Genomic DNA, 18,813 nt, shown 5'->3' with positions numbered 1-18,813 from the left:
CCCTCGACTTCCTGGCGCAGCAGGTCGGCGACCTGCAGCGACTGCGCCGCCGCATCGGTCACCTGCAGCATCGCGCCCAGGGCGGCATCGATCCGCCCCAGGCCCTGCGCGATGCGGTGCGCCTCTGCAGCGGCGCGCTGCAGGGCCGCGTTCAGGCAGGGATCGGGCGTTGCCGTCATTGCAGCTTGCCCGTCACCGATTCGACGCAGCGCAGCAACGCCTCCTTGGTGAAGGGCTTGGCGATGAAGTTGTTCATGCCCGCCCGCTGCCCCCGTTCGATCATCTCGCGCGTGGCGGTGCCGGTGATCAGGATGAAGCCGATGCGCTGCGTGCTGGGGTTCTGGCGCAGGGCCTCCAGCAGGGCCAGTCCGTCCATGCCGGGCATGTTGTAGTCCGAGATGACCAGATGTACCGGTGCCGCCGCAAGCCTGCGGAACGCGGTCTCTCCGTTCGCCTCGTACTGGACGTTGACCAGGCCAGCCCAGTCCAGCGCCTGTTCGATCAGCGAGCGGCTGATGGTCATGTCGTCCACCACCATCACATGAAGGTTCGATTTCAGTGCCATGTTGTCCCTTTCACGTCCTGGCAGAGGCCGGCGTCGCATTGCGCCGGTATTGGGTGGTGCCTGTCGCCGCGAACAGGCCCGCAGCCGGGCCGTCCAGGCGTTCCGAATGGCCGATGAACAGCGCGCCGCCGTCGTTCAGCGCGCCGCCAAAGCGCAGCCACAAGCGCTGTCGCGCTGTGCTGTCGAAATAGATCGCCGTGTTCCGGCAGAAGATCGCGTCGAACTTGCCGGAGAACGGCCAGTCATCATGCAGGTTCAACTCGCCAAAGCGCATGATGCGCCTGACTTCGGGCTTGGCCTCGAAGCCTGCGGCATGGGGCTGGAAGTACCGCTTGACCTGCGCAGGCGGGACCGGGGCCAGCGCCTCGGCGGCAAACCGGCCGTGCTGGGCGCGGTCCACCATCTCGGGGTCGATGTCGGTGGCCAGGATCAGCACGTCATGCTGCGCTGCGTCGGGAAAGGCATCCAGCAGCGTCACCGCCATGGAATAGGGCTCCTCTCCGGAGGACGACGCCGCCGACCACAGCCGCAGGCGCCGCCCCGCGCGGGCCTGCGCGATCAGGGGGGGCAGAACCTCCTGCGCCAGGGCCTGGAAATGGTGGCCCTCGCGAAAGAACGCGGTGACGTTGGTGGTGATGGCCGACAGCAGGTGGCGGCGTTCCTGCGGGCCATCCGCACCCTCCAGCCGGTCGCAATAGGCGCCGTAGTCGGACAGAGCCAAGACCCGCAACCGCCGGTTCAGGCGGGCCATCAGCAGGCTGCGCTTGGATTCCGACAGGATGATGCCGCTGTCCTGATGCACGATCGCGGCGATCTTGCGGAACTGGCCATCGGTCAGGACCGGCCCCGCGGGGGCGGGTGCCGCAAGGGGCGCCGTTCTCACGCGTCGACCCCGTGGGCCGCGGGCAGCAGCTGCGCCAGGTCGATCTTGCGCAGGATGCGGCCGTCCTCCAGCGTGATCATGCCGACGATGAATTCGCGCGCCGGGTTCGAGGCGATGTCGGGCACCGCCTGGATGTGGTCGTCGTTGATGGGCAGGATGTCGGACACCAGGTCCGCCAGCAGGCCCACGATGCGCCCGGCATGCATGGCGATGATGACGACGTGACGGTGCGACGGCGTCGCCGCGCCAAAGCCCAACCGCGCCGACAGGTCGACCACGGTGACCACCGACCCGCGCAGGTTGATCACGCCTTTGACGTAATCGGGCGCGTGGGGCAGCATCGTCGTGGGCGTCCAGCCGCGGATTTCGCGGACCAGCCCGATGTCGATGCAGAAGTCCTGATCGGCCAGCTTGAAGGCCACGACGTCGCTTTTGCCGACGGAATTATGCGAGATGGATTGCAGCATGCGTCACCCGTTCGATGCCATGGCGGCCATCCGGCGGCCCTGGTCGTTGGACATGGAAAGAAGGATTTCTTCGGGGTCGATGATCAGGGCGATCTTTCCGTCGCCCAGGATCGTGGCGGCCGACACGCCCGGCACGCGGCCATAGTTCTGTTCCAGGCTTTTGATCACCACCTGGCGCTGATCGAAGATCGCATCGACCCGGAAGGCCGCGCGCTTGCGGCTGTCCGTTTCGACCACGATCAGCACGCCGGTATCGGGACCGCCCGCGGGCTGGGTCACGCCGAAGCTGGTGCACAGGTCGATGATGGGGATCAGCTCTCCGCGGTTGGAAAGCAGCTGCGACCCGTGGCCCACCCCGTGCAGCATCGTGCTTTCGGGACGCAGGGTTTCCTGGACCGCGGTGATCGGCAGCACCATCGTCTGGTCGCCCAGCTGGATCAGCATCCCCTCGACCACCGCCAGCGTCAGCGGAAGCGCGATCGAGAAGGTCGTGCCCTGACCCTCGGTCGACTGGATCATCACGCGGCCGCCCAGACCCATGATCTCTCGGCGCACCACGTCCAGTCCGACGCCGCGCCCGGACAGGGCCGAGACCTCGTCCTTGGAGGAGAAACCGGGGAGGAACAGCAGCTGGTCGATCTCGGCGGGCGACAGGTTGGCGCCGGGGGCGACCAGGCCGCGATCCTCGGCGATCTGGCGGACCTTGGCGCGGTTGATGCCGCCGCCATCGTCCGACACCTCGATCTGGACGCGACCGGACCGGTGGGCGGCCGACAGGGTGATCGTACCCTCCTGCGGCTTGCCGCGGCGCTGGCGGGTCACGCTGTCCTCCAGCCCGTGATCGACCGAGTTGCGGATCATGTGGGTCAGCGGCTCGACCAGGCGTTCGATCATGGTCTTGTCGACCTCGGTCTGCTCGCCAATGGTGATCATGCGGACGGGCTTGCCGGTGGCATCGGCCGCCTCGCGCAGGATGCGGTGCATGCGCTGGAACACCAGCTTCAGCGGCTGCGCGCGGATGGCCATCACGCTTTCCTGGATGTCGCTGGCCAACTGGCGGATCGCGTCCAGACCGGCGATGACGTCGGGCTGTTCGTGCAGCCCTGCGGTCTGGATCACCTGGGACAGCATCGCCTCCTTGATGACCAGTTCCCCGATCATGTTCATCAGGCGATCGACCCGGTCCAGCGCCACACGGATGGTGGGCGCCGCCTGGGGGTTGTCGGCCTGCTGTACCGCACGCGGCGGTGCGGCACTGGGGGTCTCGCGGACCACCTCGGCCACGGGGGCGACGTCCGCAAGCACGGCGACGGGTTCGGCGGCAGGCGGGGGCAGGTCGTCGACGGTCAGCGGACGGATCGACAGCGCGCAGCAATCCTCGACGAACTCGAACACCGACATCACGTCCGGCTGCGTCGCGGTGCCGGACAACCGGACCTGCCAGGACAGCCCGGGCTGTTCCGGCGACCAGTCCTCCAACAGGGCGACCGCATCGCAATCCAGATGGACATCCGCCTCGCCCAGCTTGCGCAAGGCGTTCAGCAAAGCCAGCGGATCGTTGCCCGAGCGGTACAACTGGAACGTGGGCGTCATCTGGACCAGCAGGCCGGCAGCCGGCGGCGGGATCGGATCGAAGGACAGCGGCGTGTCGAAATCCAGCGAGATCGGCGTGAACTCGAATGCGGTTTCTTCGGGGGTGTCGGTGTCGATCAGGGCGGCCAGTTCGGTCATCAGCCCCTCGACCTGGGTCTGGTCTGTTTCTCGACCGGACCGCGCCGTCCCCACCAGATCCGTCAGGCAGTCCGAACAGCGGTGCAGCAGCGCCATGATCTGCGGCGTCACGTCCAGCCGGTCGGACCGCACCAAGTCTAAGACCGTTTCGAACCGGTGGGCAAAGGTCACCAGCGTGGTCAACCCGAAGGCGGCAGCGCCCCCCTTGACCGAATGCACCGCGCGGAACACGGCATGCACCGTTTCCACGTCGAAGCCGGGCTGTTCGATCTGGCGCAGGCCGGTGGCCAGCACCTCCAGCAGCTCGTCGCACTCGACGAAGAACATGTCGCGGAATTCATCCATGTCGGCCATCGTCAGCGCCCCAGGACCTTGTCGATGACGGCGATCAGACGCTCGTCCTCGAAGGGTTTCACGATCCACCCTGTGGCCCCTGCGCTGCGGGCGCGCGCCTTGAGGTCGGCGCCGCTTTCGGTGGTCAGGACCAGGATGGGCACGTCGGCATAGGTGCCGGTGGCACGGACGTTCTCGATCAGGCCGAATCCGTCCATGCGCGGCATGTTGATGTCGGTGATGATCAGGTGCGGATCGGCCTCGCTCAGCGCGCCGACGCCGTCCACGCCGTCCACGGCCAGGAACACGTCAAAGCCCGCATTGCGAAGGGCCTTGGACACCAACGCGCGGATTGTCGGCGAATCATCGACCGCCAGGATACGGGTCGTCATGCGGGTCCCCCGGTTTGAAGAAGCTGGACCGAGGCGCCGACAGCCTGGATCGTGGTCAGAAACGGGTCCGAGGCATCGCGGATCGACAGCGTCTTGCCATCGGCCTGCCATTGCTTGCGCGCCGCGATCAGCAGTTCGACCGCAAGGGTTCCCATGCGCGCCACCCCGGACGCATCCAGGACCGCATCGGCACCCCGGTGGTCCAGCAGGGTTCGGGCAAAGGCAGAGACGGCCTTGCGGTCGAACGTCTCGGGCAGGGGCAGGGCGTGCATCTCAACTACCTCGTATTGTCGTCGGCATCCCCATCGCTAACAGCCAGGGGTTAAGGAAACATTGCCGCCGCCGATTAATTTCAGACCGCACAAGTGTTTCAGGCGAAACGATATTTTAATCTTTCCGGGCGATGGTCCCCTGACCAATCCAGGAGTGTGCCTGTGTCGAACCCGGTCCTGCTGATCGTTGACCCCAACCCCGCCCGCCTGACCGCCCTGTTGCGCCGATGCGAGGAGCAGGTCGGCGTGACCGTGCTTGGCGCGACCACGCCCGGCGAGGCCTATGTGCTGATCGAATCGCATCTGCCACGGCGCGTCGCCGTGGCCGCCGAATTTGCCGAATCGATCGAGTTCGATGCGCTGGCCGACATCCTGACGATGATCGATGCGGGCGTGGTCATCTATGGTCAGATGCGCATGCCGGCGGGGGGCTATCCGGTGCTGTCCGGCCCGGAAGAGATGCTGGCACGCCTGTTCGGCGGCCTGCAGCCCGCCCGGCCCGCCGCGGTCCGCGCGATCGACCCTGCTCCCGGCGGGACAGATGCGGCAGGTGGGCTGATCCTGCTAGGCGCCTCGACCGGCGGCATCACCGCACTGGAGGCCGTGCTGGCGTCGTTTCGCGCCGATTGCCCGCCAACCATGATCGTGCAGCATATCCGCCCCGGCTTTGCCGACGGCCTGATCCGTCGCCTGGACCAGCTGCTGACGCCGCAGGTCGTCGCGGCCGAGGACAACATGCCCCTGCGGCGCGGCGTCGTCTATCTGGCGGCCGCGCCCGACCGCCATCTGGGCGTGGCCCTGCGGGGCGGGCCGCGTGCCCGCCTGTCCGCGACCGCGCCCGTTTCGGGGCACCGCCCGTCCGTCGACGTGCTGTTTTCGGATGGGGCGGCGATTGCCGACCGTCTGGACGTGCGTGCGGCGCTGCTGACGGGAATGGGCGCGGATGGCGCGCAGGGCCTGTGCGCGCTGCGCCGCGCGGGGGCGCACACGATCGCGCAGGACCGGGCGACAGCCGTTGTCTGGGGCATGCCCCGTGTCGCGGTCGAGATGGGCGGCGCGGTCGACGTGCTGCCCCTGTCGCGCATCGGACCTGCGTTGCTGACCCGAGAGCCTGCCCGCATGCGGAGGCTGTCATGATCCGCGATGCCACGACGCGCGTCATTCATGTCGTCCAGGGCGAACATGCCATCAGCGACGACCCGGACGAGATCCTGACCACCGTCCTGGGGTCCTGCGTCTCGGCCTGCATCATGGATGCTGACCGGGGCATCGGCGGGTTGAATCACTTTCTGCTGCCGGATGCGGGGCCGGGCGGTCCCGACATCCGCTATGCCGCCGCCGCGATGGAGGTTCTGGTGAACGGCCTGATGCGCCGTGGCGCCGCCCGAAGCCGCCTGCGCGCCAAACTGTTCGGGGGGGCACGGATGATGGCCGGCCTGCCCGACATCGGCCAGCGAAACGCCGACGCCGCCCGCCGCTTCCTGCAGGACGAGGGCATTCCGCTGATCGCCAGCGACCTCTGCGGCACGCAGGCGCGGCGCATCCGTTTCTGGCCCGTCATCGGGCGGGTGCAGCTGCATCTGCTGGGCGAGGCACGGGCGCCCGCGCGCGAACTGCCGATGCCGCAGCGTGGGGGCGATGTCGAACTGTTCTGATCCCCATCGGCCGACCCTGGCAGCCCCACTGACACACCGACCAGCGATGTGCCCCAGCGGCGCCCCGCAGTCCCCGTTCCGGAGAACGACATGATGATGAAGAACACCCGCATCGCAACCCGCATCGCGGCAGGCTTTGGCCTGATCCTGCTGATGCTGGCGGTGCTTGCCGGCTTTACCTGGAACAGGATGGACCGTCTGAAGGCCATTGATGCCCAGGCCCATGATGCCGAAGTGATGGCCCTGACGGCGGCGGACATCAATTTCGGGGTGGCGCAGGCCGGACTTGCGCTGGACGACTTCATGGTCTCGGCCTCGGACGAAGATCGCCAGCGGGTCCGGGACGACATGACCCGCGTCATGACGCTGGCCGACGAGGCTCAGGCCTTGGGCAGCCCGCATGCCGCGGCCTTGGTCGCGCTGAAGGATCGCCACGCCACCGAGGCGGAGGAGCTGTTTGGCGATTTTCAGTCGCTGTCGGCGATGACCGCGCAGATGCGTCAACTGGGCATCACCCATCGTCGCAACATGGAACAGCTGCAGGCATTGTATCAGCAGCGGGGCGACCGCGATGCAGCCTATGCCGCCTTGCAAGCCGCCAACGAATTCCTGGTGGCCCGCGTCCGCATCGACCGCTTTCTGGAAGGCGCGCCCGTCTCGGATTTCGACGATGCGACGGCGCCGTTCCAGTCGTCGCGGCAGGCGCTGACCGGCCTGCAACCGCGCGTGATGGGCGATGATGCGCGCGCGCTGTTGGTCGGTACGCTGGCGGGGATCGACGAATACTGGACCCTGGCCGAACAGAGTCGCACCTTGGAACTGGTCACGCGCGACGCGTTGGCGACGCTGTCGCTGACCGAGATCGAGGTGCTGGATGCAGTCGAACGGGTCCGCACGGACGCCGTGTCCAACCTGGAGCGGCTGGAGACCGAGGCGTCGGCGGTGATGGATGCCACGGTGACCTCTCTGCTGACGGGTGTGGCGCTGACGATCCTACTGGGGGCGATCATCGCGGCATGGATCTCTCGTGATCTGGGGCGGCGGCTGGCGATGACGGTCGACCAGACCAATCGGCTGGCGCGCGGCGATCTGGACGTCGAGATCCGCGGCACCGATGGGCGCAACGAACTGGCGCAGCTGGCCACGGCCCTGGCGATCTTTCGACAGAACGCGATCGAGGCCCGGACCGTGGCCGAGGAGGCCCGCCGCATCGAGGCCGAGGCGGCCGCCTCTCGCGACATCGAGGCCCGCCAGCAGTCCCGCGTCGTGCGCGACATCGGCGCCGGGCTGGACCGGCTGGCCCAAGGCGATCTGACGCAGCAGATCGCGAACCCGCCCTCGGACCCGTTCCCGGTCGGCTATGACGGGTTGAGAGAGGCGTTCAACAGCGTGGTGTCGAACCTGACCGGGACCATCAACCGCATCACCGACGTCGCCGACCAGGTCCGGGGCGGCGCCACCGAGATCACCTCTGCCGCGCAGGATCTGGCCAGCCGGGCCGAGACGCAGGCAGCGACGCTGGAACAATCCGCCGCGGCCCTGAACCAGATGAACGCCAGCGTGAATTCCACCGCCGAACGCGCGCGAAATGCCGAACTGGCCAGCCGACAGAACCGCGACATCGCACAGGCCAGCGCCGAGGTCGTGCGCGACGCCGTGACCGCCATGCGCGGAATAGAGGCTTCGTCCGATCAGATCACGCGCATCATCGGCGTGATCGACGACATCGCGTTCCAGACCAACCTGCTGGCGTTGAACGCAGGCGTCGAGGCCGCCCGCGCCGGAGAGGCGGGTCGCGGTTTCGCCGTGGTCGCCTCCGAGGTGCGGGGCCTCGCGCAGCGCGCCTCGGATTCGGCGCGCGAGATCAAGTCGCTGATTTCGCAGTCCGCGTCGCAGGTCAAGGCGGGCTCTGCCCTGGTGGGACGGACGGGTGACAGCCTGGGCCAGATCCTGTCCAAGGCGCATGAGGTGTCCGAACAGATCACCGCGATCTCGCTTGCCGCGAACGAACAGGCGATCGGTTTGGCCGAGGTGAATACCGGCGTGAACCAGCTGGATCAGGTGACCCAGCAGAACGCCGCGGTGGCCGAAGAGGCCAATGCCGCCGCCGCATCGCTGCAGCAACGGTCCGAAGACCTGATCCGCGAGATCGCCGGGTTCCGCATCGGCGCCCGCACCGGCCGGCCGGAGATGGCACGCATGCGCGCATCGGCCCCGCTGCCGGTGGTGGAGCCGGTTCCCCTGCGCGTCGTGGGCGGTCGCAGCGACGGGCAGATGTTCGAATTCTGATCCAACCACCCTGCAACATTCCCGACCCGCGCCGATCCTGTCGGTGCGGGTTTCTTCGTGGGAACATTGCGCAAGCGCCTTTTCCGCGGGGACGTGATCGGCTAGGGCAGGGGCGGTTTTCGCGGAAAAGGACATCGGTATGCTGCCTTGGGTGCAACTGGCCAGCGCGATCGCGCCGGATGGCGACACGCTGCGGCTGCTGCGGCGGGGCGACGAATTCTCGATCCGCCTGCAGGGTGGAAACGAGCTGATGAACAGCCGCCTTGGCGGGTCCGAGGAGGCGCTGGCGACCCTGGCGCTGGACCGGCTGGCCAACCGGGCCGCGCCGCGGGTGCTGATCGGGGGGCTGGGAATGGGGTTCACGCTGCGCGCCGCGCAGACGGTGGCCGCGCCCCAGGCCCGACTGATCGTGGCCGAAATCGTGCCCGAACTGGTCGGATGGGCCACGCAGCACATGGCGGCGGTCTTCAAGGACTGCCTGTCTGATCCGCGGGTCCAGGTCCGGATCGGTGATGTCGGTGCGCAGATCCGTCACGCCGCGGGGGCGTTCGATGCGATCCTGCTGGATGTGGACAATGGTCCCGACGGGCTGACGCGAACGGGCAACGACGCGCTGTACGGGACAGCAGGGTTGCAGGCCGCGCGGCGCGCGCTGTCTCCGGGCGGCGTGCTGGCCGTGTGGTCCGCCGAGCCGGACGCCGCATTCGAACGGCGCCTGGCCGGCTGCGGTTTCGCCGTCAGCACGCACGGGGTGCGGGCCAGCGGGTCGGGGCGCGGGTCGCGGCACGTCATCTGGATCGGCGTGCGGCGGGACGACTGAACCGCGCGCCCGGTCGGGGCGCGCGGATCGGGTCAGACGGCCTGGCGATAGGACTGTTGGTGCATTTGCGGACGCGCGGCGGCCATCGTGAAGCTGCTGACGATGCGCGTCAGGTCCTTGACCTCTGCGTTCAGCAGGGTGCTGGTGGCGTTCGCCTCCTCGACCATGGCGGCGTTCTGCTGGGTCACGTCGTCCAGATACCGGACCGCGCTGTTGATCTCGGAGATGCTCAGCGACTGGCGTTGGGCGGTGGAGGACATTTCTGTCACGATCCCCTCGATCTCGTTGAAGACCAGGATGATGTCGGCCAGCGCCTGGTGCGTCGCGCCGACCAGCGACACGCCATGCGTCGTCTGCTGCACGCTGCGGTCGATCAGGGTCTGGATCGTGCGCACCGCCTCGGCCGAGCGTTGGGCCAGCGCGCGGACCTCGGCGGCGACGACCGCGAAACCGCGCCCCGCCTCTCCGGCACGGGCGGCCTCGACGCCTGCGTTCAGGGCCAGCAGGTTGGTCTGGAACGCGATTTCGCTGATCACGCCGATGATCTGGCCCATCTCTCCGGCGCTGGAGGAAACCTCGTCCATCGCGGTGCGGGTCTGGTCCATGACCTGGCTGCCATGGGCCGCGACCTGGCGGGCGCGGGCGGCCATCTCCTCCGCCTGGCGGCTGCGGGTGGCGGAATCGCGCACGGCCTCGGTCATCTCGTTCAGGGCGGCGGCGGTCTGTTCCAGGCTGGCCGCCTGCTGTTCGGTCCGTCGCGCCAGATCGTCCGATGCTGCCGCGATCTCTCCGGTGCCGTTGCCGATCTGGCCTGCGGAATGGCGCACCGACCCGATGATACCGGCCAGCTGTTCGACCGTTTCGTTGAAGCGGGTGCGCGCCGACAGTTCGGGGTCCAGCCGGGCGGTCAGGTCGCCTTCGGCAAGCCGGCCCAAGGCATTCGACAGCGCGTCGAAGGCGCGCTGCTGCGCATCCTCGACCTCCTTCCGGCGGCCATCGATCTGGTCCAGGTAGGTCGAGATCGACAGGTCGATGTCCAGAAGCGACGCCCGCATCAGGACCGAGATGTCCTCGGCCAGGCGCTTGCGGCTGGCGGCGGTCCAGGTCCGGCGTTCGCCCAGCATGCCGCGGATCACATAGTCCAGGACCAGCCCATAGCCGCCGATGTACCAGCGCGGCTCCAGCCCGATGCGGGCGTGCACGGCACCGATGCGGCGGACCGCCAGGGCGTAATCGGACCCGAAATCCCCCGACGCGATGCGGTCCCAGTGGCGGGCCTGGCTGCTTTTGGCGCGGTCGGTATGGGCGGTGTCGGTGAAATACTGGCGCAGGACCGGGGTCGCCGCGATCTTGGTATAGAATTCCGACAGGGCAGGGCCGACGCTGGCGGCAATCCGGGGGGCGAGGGCCTTGAGCCGGGCCTGCGCCGCGGCGTCCAGGCCCAGAAAGTCCAGCCTGTCCTGCAGGTGGATCGTGTCGTGGGAATCGGGGTGTGTCACCGCTTGATCCTTTCGCATGGCAAAGGCGGACAAGCGCAGCATTAGTCCGTGGGCGTTAAGGAACGCTGAAGACCGGACAGGGCGGTTCAAAAATATGAGGGGAAATAAGGTGCAGGATTCTGTTGCCAGGCTCCTGCGGGCCCCGCCTTACGCTGCTAGGCGCAAGGGCTTAGGTTTCGATCTCTCGAACTGCTTACGCAGCCAGAGCGACCGGAGCACGGTTGTCATTGGCAACTGTACGTTTTGCACCGATAACGGTAGTAGCTCACCGAGACAAAGCATAACCCCTTTAGACGTTCGTCGATCCTGTTTCGACCCCATTTGCCCCCAATGAAGGGTTGTTTGGTGGAGTCGCCGGGTACCGCCCCCGGGTCCGATCCGCTTATTACGAGCGCGTTTATGTCCATAGTCGGAATTGCTTCCGACAGGACCGATATAGGCCATCGGCGCGGATGCGGCAAGGGGTCGGAACCGCAGGCCGTCGCCGCGGGTTTGAAAGCCGGACCCATAAACGGAGACGACGATGACCTTTCGCACCCTGACCGCCGCCGCCCTGATCCTGTCGCCCACCGCGCTGATGGCGCAGGACGCCATGCGCGGCGCCCCCCCGGCCGATGCGATGGCCCTGTCCGAGATCGTGGCCAAGATGGAGACCGATCTGGGCGCCGAGCTGGGCTATATCGAGGATATCCAGTGGGATGACGACGGCTATTACGAGGTTGAGTACCGCACTCAGGACGACCGCGAGGTCGAGATGCGCGTCGATCCGACGACCGGCGAAGCCATGGCGCGCTGAACATACGGTCAGGAATGCGAACGGGCGGTCCCTTGGGGCCGCCCGTTTCGTTTGTCGCCTAGGCCACCTGTGCCAGGGGTTGCGTCGCCTGTTCGATCAGCGCCCCGTGCAGCGCCTTGATGCCGGGGGCAAGCGCGGTGCGTTCCAGAATGAACTGCACATCGACCGGGCGCGGGCCCTGGGTCGCCCCGATGGCCTCCAGCCCTGCTGCCGCCAGCGCGTTCAGCCCGCGGCTGAGCACCGCCAACCCCTCCAGATCGCGCCCCACGGCCGAGGCCATGGCAACCGCCCGCGACGACACCTGCGCCGAAGGATAGCGGTCGGTCAGGTCCTTTTCGACCCGGCGCAGCACCTTGAGGCTGCTGTCGACGTAGTGCGTGATCGTGTTGGCGTTCGACACCTTGCTGACGATGCGCACCTTGTGGCGGGTCAGCACCTCGAGGATGGCGGCGTCATAGCCCTTGGCGCCGACCATGTCCTGTTCGAACAGTTCCAGCGCAAAGACGTTCAGGCCGGTCACGATCTCCACCGCGGGGGTGGTGGCGGGCTGATCGTCGATCAGCGTGCCCGGATCATGCGGCTCGAACGCGTTTGTCACGCGCAGGGGCACGCCTGACTGGCGCAGGGTCTTGGCGGCCTTGGGGTGGATCGCCTCCATCCCCAGGTTCGACAGCTGGTCGGCCACGTCATAGTTCGTGCGGCCCAGCTTGCGTACCGCGCCCGCGCGACCAGGTTTGGATCGGCCGAGGACAGGTGGAATTCCTTGTGGATGATCGCCTCGCGCGCGCCGGTCAGCGCCGCCAGCCGCGAGAACGTCACCTCGGAGTAGCCACGGTCGAATTCGCGCATCAGCCCTTCGGTGCATTGGGCATAGCCGGTGACGATGGGCATCTCGGTCTGCGGATCGACGCCGGCCATCGCGCCGGTGATGCGTTCCTCCAGCGTGACCTGACCCGTATCGCGCCAGCCGGACAGGTCGACGAACCGCGCCTGGATGCCCGCGCGCTGCAGCATCAGCGTGGTGACAAAGGCGGAATGCGCCTCTCCCAGGCCGGACAGCAGTTCGCGGGTGTGCAGCATGTGCTCCTCCAGCCGGAAATGGCCATAGGAGCACAGCCGCTGCAGGTCGATCAGGCAGTTGCGCGCGCCCACCAGCCGGTCGCGGACAAAGGCGTCGGCGCGTTCCAAGTCGCCTGGATGGTCCAGCACCACGCGATGCGCCTGGATCATCGCGTCGCTAGCGCGGTCAAGCGCGGCCAGCCAACCGTGATCGCCGTCCCCGGACGCAAAGGCCGCGTAGACTCCCGGTTCGCCGGATTTCTTGTGTTCCAGCAGCAGGTTGGTGATGCCGCCAAAGGCCGACACCACGAAGATCCGGCCATAGGGCGCGTCGGGGTCGGCGATCAGCACCGTGTCGCGCAGCTCGTGCACGCGCGACATCGAGGTGCCGCCGATCTTCTCGACCGTGTGACCCATCACGCGGTCTCGGCAGGGGCGTAGCTGCCGTCCTCCCGGTGCACTTCGGTCCCAGTCACGGGCGGGTTGAAACAGCAGGCCATGACCAGCGTCTCGTCGGCGCGCAGGACGTGCTTGTCGTTCAGGTTCAGCGCGTACATCACGCCGGGCGTGATCGCATGGGTCTCTCCGGTGCCCAGATCGGTGATCGAGCCCTTGCCCTGCATGCAATAGACGCTTTCGAAATGGTGCTTGTAGTGGAACTGATGCTCCGACCCGGCCTGCAGCGTGGTGATGTGGAACGAAAAGCCCATTCCGTCATCCGCCAGCAGCATCCGGACCGAGGTCCATTGCGCATCCGACACCGAACGGTCGGTGTCCTTCAGTTTGTTGAAATCACGAACGATCATGTGAATTACTCCGCAGCGATCTTGGTGGTGGCAAGGACGTCGCGGGCGGCATCCAGCAGGATGTCGAAGCCGCGCGACAGCAGCGTGTCGGGGGTGGTCAGCGGGGCCAGGACCTTGACGACCTGATCCTCGTTGCCGGATGTCTCGATGATCAGCCCGCCGTCAAAGGCGCGCTTGCAGATGGCGCCGGCCAGATCGCCCGATCCGACATCGACACCGCGCATCAGGCCGCGACCCTTCAGATAGGCGCCGGGCACCAGGTCGGCCAGTTCGGTCAGCCGGGTCTGGATCAGGTCGGCACGGCGGGCCAGATCGGCCTCGAACGCCGTGTCGGACCAGAACTTTTCGATCGCGACGCGGGCGGTCACGAAGGCATGGGTATTGCCGCGGAACGTGCCGTTGTGTTCGGCCGGACCGAAGACGTCGTGTTCCGGGCGCACCAGCACCATCGCCAGCGGCAGGCCAAAGCCCGAGATCGATTTCGCCAGCGGCACCAGGTCGGGCATCACGCCCATCTCCTCGAACGAGAAGAACTTGCCGGTGCGACCGCAGCCTGCCTGGATGTCATCCATGATCAGCAGTGCGCCGTGGCGCTTTGCGATGTCCGCGATGGTGCGCACGAATTCGGCCGATGCGGCGTTCAGGCCGCCTTCGCCCTGCACGGCCTCCAGCATGATGGCGGCGGGGGCGTCGATGCCGCCCGAATTGTCCGACAGCATCTGGTCCAGCAGTGCCGCACTGTCCAGGCCCTCGGCATAGCCGTCAAACGGCACGCGGGTCACGCCCTGCGTCTCCATCCCGGCGCCGCCGCGGTGGTATCCGTTGCCGGTCGCGGCCAACGCACCCATGGTCACGCCGTGAAAGCCGTTGGTAAAGGCGATGACGTTGGTGCGGCCGGTCGATTTGCGGGCGATCTTCATCGCGGCCTCGACCGCGTTGGCGCCGGTGGGGCCGGTGAACATCACGCGATGATCCATGCCGCGGGGCGTCAAGATGTGGCGCTCGAACGCCTCCAGGAACGCCGCCTTGGTCGTGGTGTGCAGGTCCAGCCCGTGGGCGATCCCGTCACCGGCGATGTGGTCGATCAGCGCGGCCTTCATGTCCGGGTCGTTGTGGCCATAGTTCAGCGACGAACAGCCGGCCAGAAAGTCGATGTAGTCGCGCCCGTCCGCCCCGGTCATCACCGAGCCGCTGGCCTTGGCGAAGACGGTGGGAATCCCCCGGCAATAGGATCGGGCAGCGCTTTCGCGGCGTTCGAAGATGGCGGTTCCGGGCATCGTGGCGGTCATGTCTTTGGGCATGGGAAGTCCTTTCGCATCATGTGCGTCAGTCTGAATGCTTCGACGGGCAAAGGGATCAGGCGGCGCGGGCCTGATCGGCGTGACGCGGCAGGGTGATCGTCACCATGTGCTCGGTCGCGTGACGGCCGTCGAAATGATCGTGGCGGGTGTAATGAGGATCGTCGGTCAGCCGGCCGCCCTGATGGCGGGCAAAGCTGCGGAACAGCGCCCAGGACGCGTCATTGTCGCGGGTGATCGTCGTGTTCAGCCGCTGCGCGTCGGCGCATTCGTCGCGGTCCACCAGATGCGTCAGCATCTTGCGGGCCAGGCCCAGACCGCGGGCATCCGGCCCGACGGCGACCTGCCACACGAACAGCGCGTCGTCGTTCGGAATCATGTGCCCCGAAATCCAGCCCACGATCTGATCGTCCAGCAGGGCCACGACACAGGTGTCGCGGAAATGCTCGGCCTGAACCAGATTGCAATACATCGAATTCTCGTCCAGCGGCTTGCAGGCCCGGACCAGGTCCCAGATGGCGGCGCCATCGGTCGGGTCGGGCTTGCGCAGCGTCAGCTGGCGCGGGCGTTCGAGTTCTTGCACGTCTTTGGGCATGGGCGGCGGATCCTCAATTGCTTCGCCCCTCTAACTAGTCAAAACGCGTCTTGGTTGCAACCGCAGTGTTGGAAAGACGCCGGAATTCGGCTAAAGCCTTACGGCGGCGTGATATTTGGACACGGACGCGTGAGAGCAAGGTTCGTTTGCCGAAATATCGGTGGCGACAGAGTGCCATATTGCCCTGTTCCACCCGCTGATGGCATAGAGGCAGGCATGAGCCAGCCGCCCGCCATCCCGCGTACCGACGCCGCGCTGATCGCGCTGCGGCGGATCCTGCGCGCCACCGAACATTACGAACGCGACCTTGCCCAGGCCGCCAAGTTGACCCCGGCCAAGCTGCGGGTCCTGCAGATCCTGGCCGGGACCGAGACGCGGTCCGCCATGCCCACGCAGCTGTCGACCCAGATGGGTGTCAGCCAGGCGACCGTGACGGCGCTGGTCGATCAGCTGGACAAGCTGGGCCTGACACAGCGCCAGAGGTCCAGCACCGACCGCAGGCAGCTGCACGTGATCCTGACCGATGCCGGGCTGGAGGCCCTGCGCAACGCGCCAGACGCCCTGCAGCAGCATTTCGTGACCGGGTTTCAGGCGCTGCAGGATTGGGAGCAGGCGATGCTTGTCGCCTCGCTGGAGCGGGTGGCGGCGATGCTGAATGCGCAGGGCATCGATGCATCGCCGCTGCTGACCCTGGGGGATATCAGCCGCCCGCGCGGCTGATCAGACCGCCTTGCCCCAGGGGCCGTGCGTGTCGTCGATCCCGTCCAGGCGCTCGAACCCGTGCGCACCGAAAAAGTCGCGCTGCGCCTGGATCATGTTCGCGGTGCCGCGCGCAGTCCGCATCATGTCGAACCACATCAGCCCCGATGCCAGCGCCGGCAGCGCATGGCCCGCACCGATGCCGTGCGACACGACGCGGCGCAGGCCGGGCAGGGCGCCCTCGATCAGGTCGGCAAAGAACGGCGCCAGGATCAGGTTGCGCGCCGGATCGTCGGCCAGCGCGTCCGCCATGTCGTTCAGCATCGCCGACCGGATGATGCAGCCCGCCCGCCAGACGCGCGCGATCTCCGGCAGGTCCAGCGTCCAGCCGAACCGATCGGACGCGCCCGCGATCATCGTGAAGCCCTGGGCATAGCACAGGATCTTGCCCGCGATCAGCGCCTGTTCCAGATCGTCTGCCGTCAGATCGACGGCGCCGGGGGCCGCGCCGAACCGCGCCTGACCCGCCTGCCGCTCCTCCAGCCGGGAGCTGACGTTGCGGGCCATCACGGCGGCCTCGATCACGGGGATGGGGGCGGACAGGTGCTGCGCCTCGATGGCGGTCCAGCGGCCGGTGCCCTTCTGGCCCGCGCGGTCCAGGATCACGTCGGGCATCGCCGCACCCGTATGCGGGTCGCGCGCCGCGGTGACCTTGGCCGAAATCTCGATCAGATAGCTGGCCAGCGTGCCGCGGTTCCAGTCCGCGAAGATGTCCGAGATGGCAGCAGCCTCAAGGCCCAGGCCGTCGCGCATCAGGCCATAGGCCTCGGCGATCATCTGCATGTCGGCATATTCGATGCCGTTATGGACCATCTTGACGAAATGGCCCGCGCCCGCGTCGCCCATGCGCGCGGCGCAGGGGGTGCCGTCGTCGGCCTTGGCGGAAATGGCGGTCATCACGGGGGCCACGCGGTCCCAGTCCGCGGCATCGCCGCCGCCCATGATCGCGGGGCCGTGGCGTGCCCCTTCTTCCCCGCCGGACACGCCCATGCCCAGGAACCGGAAGGGCAGGCCTGCCGCGGCGCGGCGGTTGGTGTCGTGAAAGTCGGCATTGCCCGCGTCGATCACCAGGTCGTCCGCATCCAGTAGCGGGGCCAGCGCCTGCAGCTGGTCGTCGACCGCCTGACCCGCCGGGACCATCAGGATGATCGCGCGCGGCGGCGTGATGGCCGCCACCAGTGCCTGCAGGGAATCGGTGGGGATCACGCGGGGCGCCAGATCGCCGGCCTGGTCCGCAAAGCGGTGCGTCACCTGGGTCGTGCGGTTCCAGACGGCGATGGGAAAGCCCTTTTCGGCGATGTTCATGGCCAGCGCGGCCCCCATCGTTCCCAGCCCGATCAGCCCGATTTCTGCCTGCGCCATCGCCGTCCTCCTGCGGAAAATTTGGTCGCGGTTTACGCTAACAGCCCGCCGCTGTCACGAGGGGGCGCGGCCCCGCACGCAGATCAGCGTCTGCAGCCCGGTCGCCACATGGGCCCGCGCGGCGCCGTCGACGGCATGCACGTCCAGTTGACAGACGGTCAGCGTGCGCCCCGCCTTGACGACGCGGCCCGTGGCCTCCAGCCAGTCACCCGCCGCGGGGTTCAGCAGGTGCAGCTTGAATTCGGTGGTCAGCACGTCGTCACCCTCGGGAAACAGCGTCAGCGCCGCATAGCCGCCCGCCGTGTCGGCCAGTGCCGATGTCGCACCGGCGTGGAAATAGCCCATCTGCTGGGTCAGTTCCGCGCGAAAGGGCAGGCGCAGCGTGACTTCGGCGGGGCGGATGGCGGCGATCTCGGCGCCCAGATGGCGCATCAGGCCCTGCGCGCGAAAGCTGTCCTCGATGCGGGCGATGGTCCGGGGGGTGAGGGTCGGGGTCAAGCGCTGCTCCTCCTGCTGGCTTGGGCGCAGTCTGGGCGCCGCGGGGCAGGGGGAAAGCCCCGATGACGGGGCGGACGCGGGGTCACCATGCGAAACGGGGCCCGCAAAGGGGCCCCGTCATGGTCGTCCGATGTCGTGGTTCAACCGCGGCGGGTGACCGCCTGCAGGGCCAGCGCGCCCAAGGCGATCTTGACCATGTCGCCCAGGATAAAGGGCGCGACGCCCACGGCCAGCAGCTGGTCGCCCGGCACGAAGGCCGACAGCCAGATCAGGCCGGGAACATAGATCGCCACGGTTCCGGCCAGCATCGCGACCGCGCGCATGCCCAAGCCGCGGCCCTGCGCCAGCGCGCCGGTCACGACCATGGACAGCGCCATGCCGATCAGAAACCCGGTTGTCGGCCCGGCCAGATAGGCCAGCCCCAGACCGCGTTCGGGCGACCCGGCAAAGACCGGCAGCCCGGCCAGACCCGCCGCCATATAGGCGCCCATCGCGGCCAGGCCAAGGCGCGGCCCCAACCCCGCGGCGATGACCAGCACCGCCAGCGTCTGCAGCGTCATCGGCACCGGCCAGAACGGCACCTGCACCTTGGCGCCAAGCGCGATCAGCGCGGCGGCGGCCAGGGTCAGTCCGACCTTGGCAGCAAGGCTTTGTCCGGCAATGCGGTCGCGGGCTAGCAGCATGGGATGTCCCTTTCATCGAAGTGTCGCGAATCGAGGGCGGTGTCCTGCGCC

At 67.6% G+C, this 18,813-nt stretch carries 19 protein-coding genes, 1 other RNA gene and 1 pseudogene; 6 read left to right on the top strand and 15 right to left on the bottom strand.

The window, feature by feature from the left end:
- Positions 1 to 175 precede the first annotated feature (175 nt).
- The 6 genes from TY51_RS14510 to TY51_RS14485 are packed head-to-tail and all read right to left on the bottom strand — an operon-like array spanning position 176 to position 4,643.
- Positions 176 to 565, bottom strand: a complete 390-nt coding sequence (locus TY51_RS14510) for a response regulator (protein ID WP_042250658.1) — start codon at positions 563 to 565, stop codon at positions 176 to 178.
- Between the two features lie 10 nt (positions 566 to 575).
- Positions 576 to 1,448, bottom strand: coding sequence for a protein-glutamate O-methyltransferase CheR (locus tag TY51_RS14505; protein ID WP_042250656.1), 873 nt, complete (start codon positions 1,446 to 1,448; stop codon positions 576 to 578).
- On the bottom strand, positions 1,445 to 1,915 hold the full coding sequence (locus tag TY51_RS14500) for a chemotaxis protein CheW (RefSeq protein WP_042250654.1): 471 nt from the start codon (positions 1,913 to 1,915) through the stop codon (positions 1,445 to 1,447). The genes TY51_RS14505 and TY51_RS14500 overlap by 4 nt, the downstream gene beginning before the upstream one ends.
- A gap of 3 nt (positions 1,916 to 1,918) precedes the next feature.
- Positions 1,919 to 4,000 carry a chemotaxis protein CheA gene (locus TY51_RS14495; protein ID WP_052650253.1) on the bottom strand — a complete coding sequence of 694 codons (2,082 nt, stop codon included), beginning with the start codon at positions 3,998 to 4,000 and terminating at the stop codon, positions 1,919 to 1,921.
- Between the two features lie 2 nt (positions 4,001 to 4,002).
- Positions 4,003 to 4,371 carry a response regulator gene (locus TY51_RS14490; RefSeq protein ID WP_042250652.1) on the bottom strand — a complete coding sequence of 123 codons (369 nt, stop codon included), beginning with the start codon at positions 4,369 to 4,371 and terminating at the stop codon, positions 4,003 to 4,005.
- Positions 4,368 to 4,643: an STAS domain-containing protein gene (locus tag TY51_RS14485; protein WP_042250649.1), complete on the bottom strand. Its 276-nt coding sequence runs from the start codon at positions 4,641 to 4,643 to the stop codon at positions 4,368 to 4,370. The genes TY51_RS14490 and TY51_RS14485 overlap by 4 nt, the downstream gene beginning before the upstream one ends.
- A 162-nt stretch (positions 4,644 to 4,805) precedes the next feature.
- Here TY51_RS14485 and TY51_RS14480 point away from each other — a divergent pair, with 162 nt between their 5' ends.
- The 4 genes from TY51_RS14480 to TY51_RS14465 all read left to right on the top strand — a co-directional run bounded on the left by TY51_RS14480 (position 4,806) and on the right by TY51_RS14465 (position 9,407).
- Complete coding sequence (locus TY51_RS14480; protein WP_042250646.1) at positions 4,806 to 5,780, top strand: CheB methylesterase domain-containing protein; 975 nt, start codon at positions 4,806 to 4,808, stop codon at positions 5,778 to 5,780.
- Positions 5,777 to 6,298 (top strand): chemotaxis protein CheD, encoded by a 522-nt coding sequence (locus tag TY51_RS14475; protein WP_042250644.1) that lies wholly within the window; start codon positions 5,777 to 5,779, stop codon positions 6,296 to 6,298. Before TY51_RS14480 ends, TY51_RS14475 begins: the two co-directional genes overlap by 4 nt.
- Before the next feature lie 90 nt (positions 6,299 to 6,388).
- A complete protein-coding gene (locus TY51_RS23560) occupies positions 6,389 to 8,587 on the top strand; it encodes a methyl-accepting chemotaxis protein (RefSeq protein ID WP_052650251.1) in 2,199 nt (732 codons plus the stop codon).
- A 139-nt stretch (positions 8,588 to 8,726) separates the two neighbouring features.
- Complete coding sequence (locus TY51_RS14465) at positions 8,727 to 9,407, top strand: spermidine synthase (protein WP_042250641.1); 681 nt, start codon at positions 8,727 to 8,729, stop codon at positions 9,405 to 9,407.
- 32 nt (positions 9,408 to 9,439) lie between these two features.
- Here the strand turns inward: TY51_RS14465 and TY51_RS14460 are convergent, their stop codons facing one another.
- The gene (locus TY51_RS14460) at positions 9,440 to 10,906 is read right to left on the bottom strand and encodes a methyl-accepting chemotaxis protein (protein ID WP_231559073.1); all 1,467 of its coding nucleotides are present in this window, start codon (positions 10,904 to 10,906) and stop codon (positions 9,440 to 9,442) included.
- A gap of 108 nt (positions 10,907 to 11,014) precedes the next feature.
- Positions 11,015 to 11,371: a transfer-messenger RNA gene (gene ssrA / locus TY51_RS21210) on the bottom strand.
- Between the two features lie 58 nt (positions 11,372 to 11,429).
- Between ssrA and TY51_RS14455 the strand changes: the two genes are divergently transcribed.
- Positions 11,430 to 11,702 (top strand): PepSY domain-containing protein, encoded by a 273-nt coding sequence (locus TY51_RS14455; protein WP_081995076.1) that lies wholly within the window; start codon positions 11,430 to 11,432, stop codon positions 11,700 to 11,702.
- Between the two features lie 58 nt (positions 11,703 to 11,760).
- On the opposite strand, the pseudogene TY51_RS14450 reads toward TY51_RS14455, so the two are convergent.
- The 4 genes and pseudogenes from TY51_RS14450 to ectA all read right to left on the bottom strand — a co-directional run bounded on the left by TY51_RS14450 (position 11,761) and on the right by ectA (position 15,460).
- Positions 11,761 to 13,178 (bottom strand): annotated as a pseudogene (locus TY51_RS14450) (aspartate kinase).
- Positions 13,178 to 13,567, bottom strand: coding sequence for an ectoine synthase (locus tag TY51_RS14445; RefSeq protein WP_042250637.1), 390 nt, complete (start codon positions 13,565 to 13,567; stop codon positions 13,178 to 13,180). Before TY51_RS14445 ends, TY51_RS14450 begins: the two are co-directional and overlap by 1 nt.
- A 5-nt stretch (positions 13,568 to 13,572) precedes the next feature.
- A complete protein-coding gene (gene ectB, locus TY51_RS14440) occupies positions 13,573 to 14,868 on the bottom strand; it encodes a diaminobutyrate--2-oxoglutarate transaminase (protein ID WP_042250634.1) in 1,296 nt (431 codons plus the stop codon).
- 55 nt (positions 14,869 to 14,923) lie between these two features.
- On the bottom strand, positions 14,924 to 15,460 hold the full coding sequence (gene ectA / locus TY51_RS14435) for a diaminobutyrate acetyltransferase (protein ID WP_042250633.1): 537 nt from the start codon (positions 15,458 to 15,460) through the stop codon (positions 14,924 to 14,926).
- Between the two features lie 216 nt (positions 15,461 to 15,676).
- Between ectA and TY51_RS14430 the strand changes: the two genes are divergently transcribed.
- Positions 15,677 to 16,180 carry a MarR family winged helix-turn-helix transcriptional regulator gene (locus TY51_RS14430; protein WP_042250631.1) on the top strand — a complete coding sequence of 168 codons (504 nt, stop codon included), beginning with the start codon at positions 15,677 to 15,679 and terminating at the stop codon, positions 16,178 to 16,180.
- Here TY51_RS14430 and gndA read toward each other — a convergent pair whose 3' ends face one another.
- From gndA to TY51_RS14415, 3 genes are all read right to left on the bottom strand, one after another.
- Positions 16,181 to 17,581, bottom strand: coding sequence for an NADP-dependent phosphogluconate dehydrogenase (gndA, locus tag TY51_RS14425; protein WP_042250630.1), 1,401 nt, complete (start codon positions 17,579 to 17,581; stop codon positions 16,181 to 16,183).
- Between the two features lie 54 nt (positions 17,582 to 17,635).
- The gene (locus TY51_RS14420; RefSeq protein ID WP_042250628.1) at positions 17,636 to 18,079 is read right to left on the bottom strand and encodes a PaaI family thioesterase; all 444 of its coding nucleotides are present in this window, start codon (positions 18,077 to 18,079) and stop codon (positions 17,636 to 17,638) included.
- Between the two features lie 140 nt (positions 18,080 to 18,219).
- Positions 18,220 to 18,762 (bottom strand): biotin transporter BioY, encoded by a 543-nt coding sequence (locus tag TY51_RS14415; RefSeq protein ID WP_042250625.1) that lies wholly within the window; start codon positions 18,760 to 18,762, stop codon positions 18,220 to 18,222.
- Between the last annotated feature and the right edge of the window lie 51 nt (positions 18,763 to 18,813).

This window comes from Paracoccus sp. PAMC 22219 (genome assembly GCF_000787695.1).
In the GTDB taxonomy this organism is placed as follows: domain Bacteria; phylum Pseudomonadota; class Alphaproteobacteria; order Rhodobacterales; family Rhodobacteraceae; genus Paracoccus.
Note: the sequence above shows the minus strand (reverse complement) of the source record. Positions and strands in the feature narration are given on the sequence as shown.

Bases quoted from the DNA above. Each gene is read 5' to 3' on its own strand.
- TY51_RS14510 (WP_042250658.1), bottom strand. From the start codon at position 565: ATGGCACTGAAATCGAACCTTCATGTGATGGTGGTGGACGACATGACC.
- TY51_RS14500 (WP_042250654.1), bottom strand. From the start codon at position 1,915: ATGCTGCAATCCATCTCGCATAATTCCGTCGGCAAAAGCGACGTCGTG.
- TY51_RS14495 (WP_052650253.1), bottom strand. From the start codon at position 4,000: ATGGCCGACATGGATGAATTCCGCGACATGTTCTTCGTCGAGTGCGAC.
- TY51_RS14490 (WP_042250652.1), bottom strand. From the start codon at position 4,371: ATGACGACCCGTATCCTGGCGGTCGATGATTCGCCGACAATCCGCGCG.
- TY51_RS14485 (WP_042250649.1), bottom strand. From the start codon at position 4,643: ATGCACGCCCTGCCCCTGCCCGAGACGTTCGACCGCAAGGCCGTCTCT.
- TY51_RS14475 (WP_042250644.1), top strand. From the start codon at position 5,777: ATGATCCGCGATGCCACGACGCGCGTCATTCATGTCGTCCAGGGCGAA.
- TY51_RS23560 (WP_052650251.1), top strand. From the start codon at position 6,389: ATGATGATGAAGAACACCCGCATCGCAACCCGCATCGCGGCAGGCTTT.
- TY51_RS14465 (WP_042250641.1), top strand. From the start codon at position 8,727: ATGCTGCCTTGGGTGCAACTGGCCAGCGCGATCGCGCCGGATGGCGAC.
- TY51_RS14455 (WP_081995076.1), top strand. From the start codon at position 11,430: ATGACCTTTCGCACCCTGACCGCCGCCGCCCTGATCCTGTCGCCCACC.
- TY51_RS14445 (WP_042250637.1), bottom strand. From the start codon at position 13,567: ATGATCGTTCGTGATTTCAACAAACTGAAGGACACCGACCGTTCGGTG.
- ectB (WP_042250634.1), bottom strand. From the start codon at position 14,868: ATGCCCAAAGACATGACCGCCACGATGCCCGGAACCGCCATCTTCGAA.
- ectA (WP_042250633.1), bottom strand. From the start codon at position 15,460: ATGCCCAAAGACGTGCAAGAACTCGAACGCCCGCGCCAGCTGACGCTG.
- TY51_RS14430 (WP_042250631.1), top strand. From the start codon at position 15,677: ATGAGCCAGCCGCCCGCCATCCCGCGTACCGACGCCGCGCTGATCGCG.
- gndA (WP_042250630.1), bottom strand. From the start codon at position 17,581: ATGGCGCAGGCAGAAATCGGGCTGATCGGGCTGGGAACGATGGGGGCC.
- TY51_RS14415 (WP_042250625.1), bottom strand. From the start codon at position 18,762: ATGCTGCTAGCCCGCGACCGCATTGCCGGACAAAGCCTTGCTGCCAAG.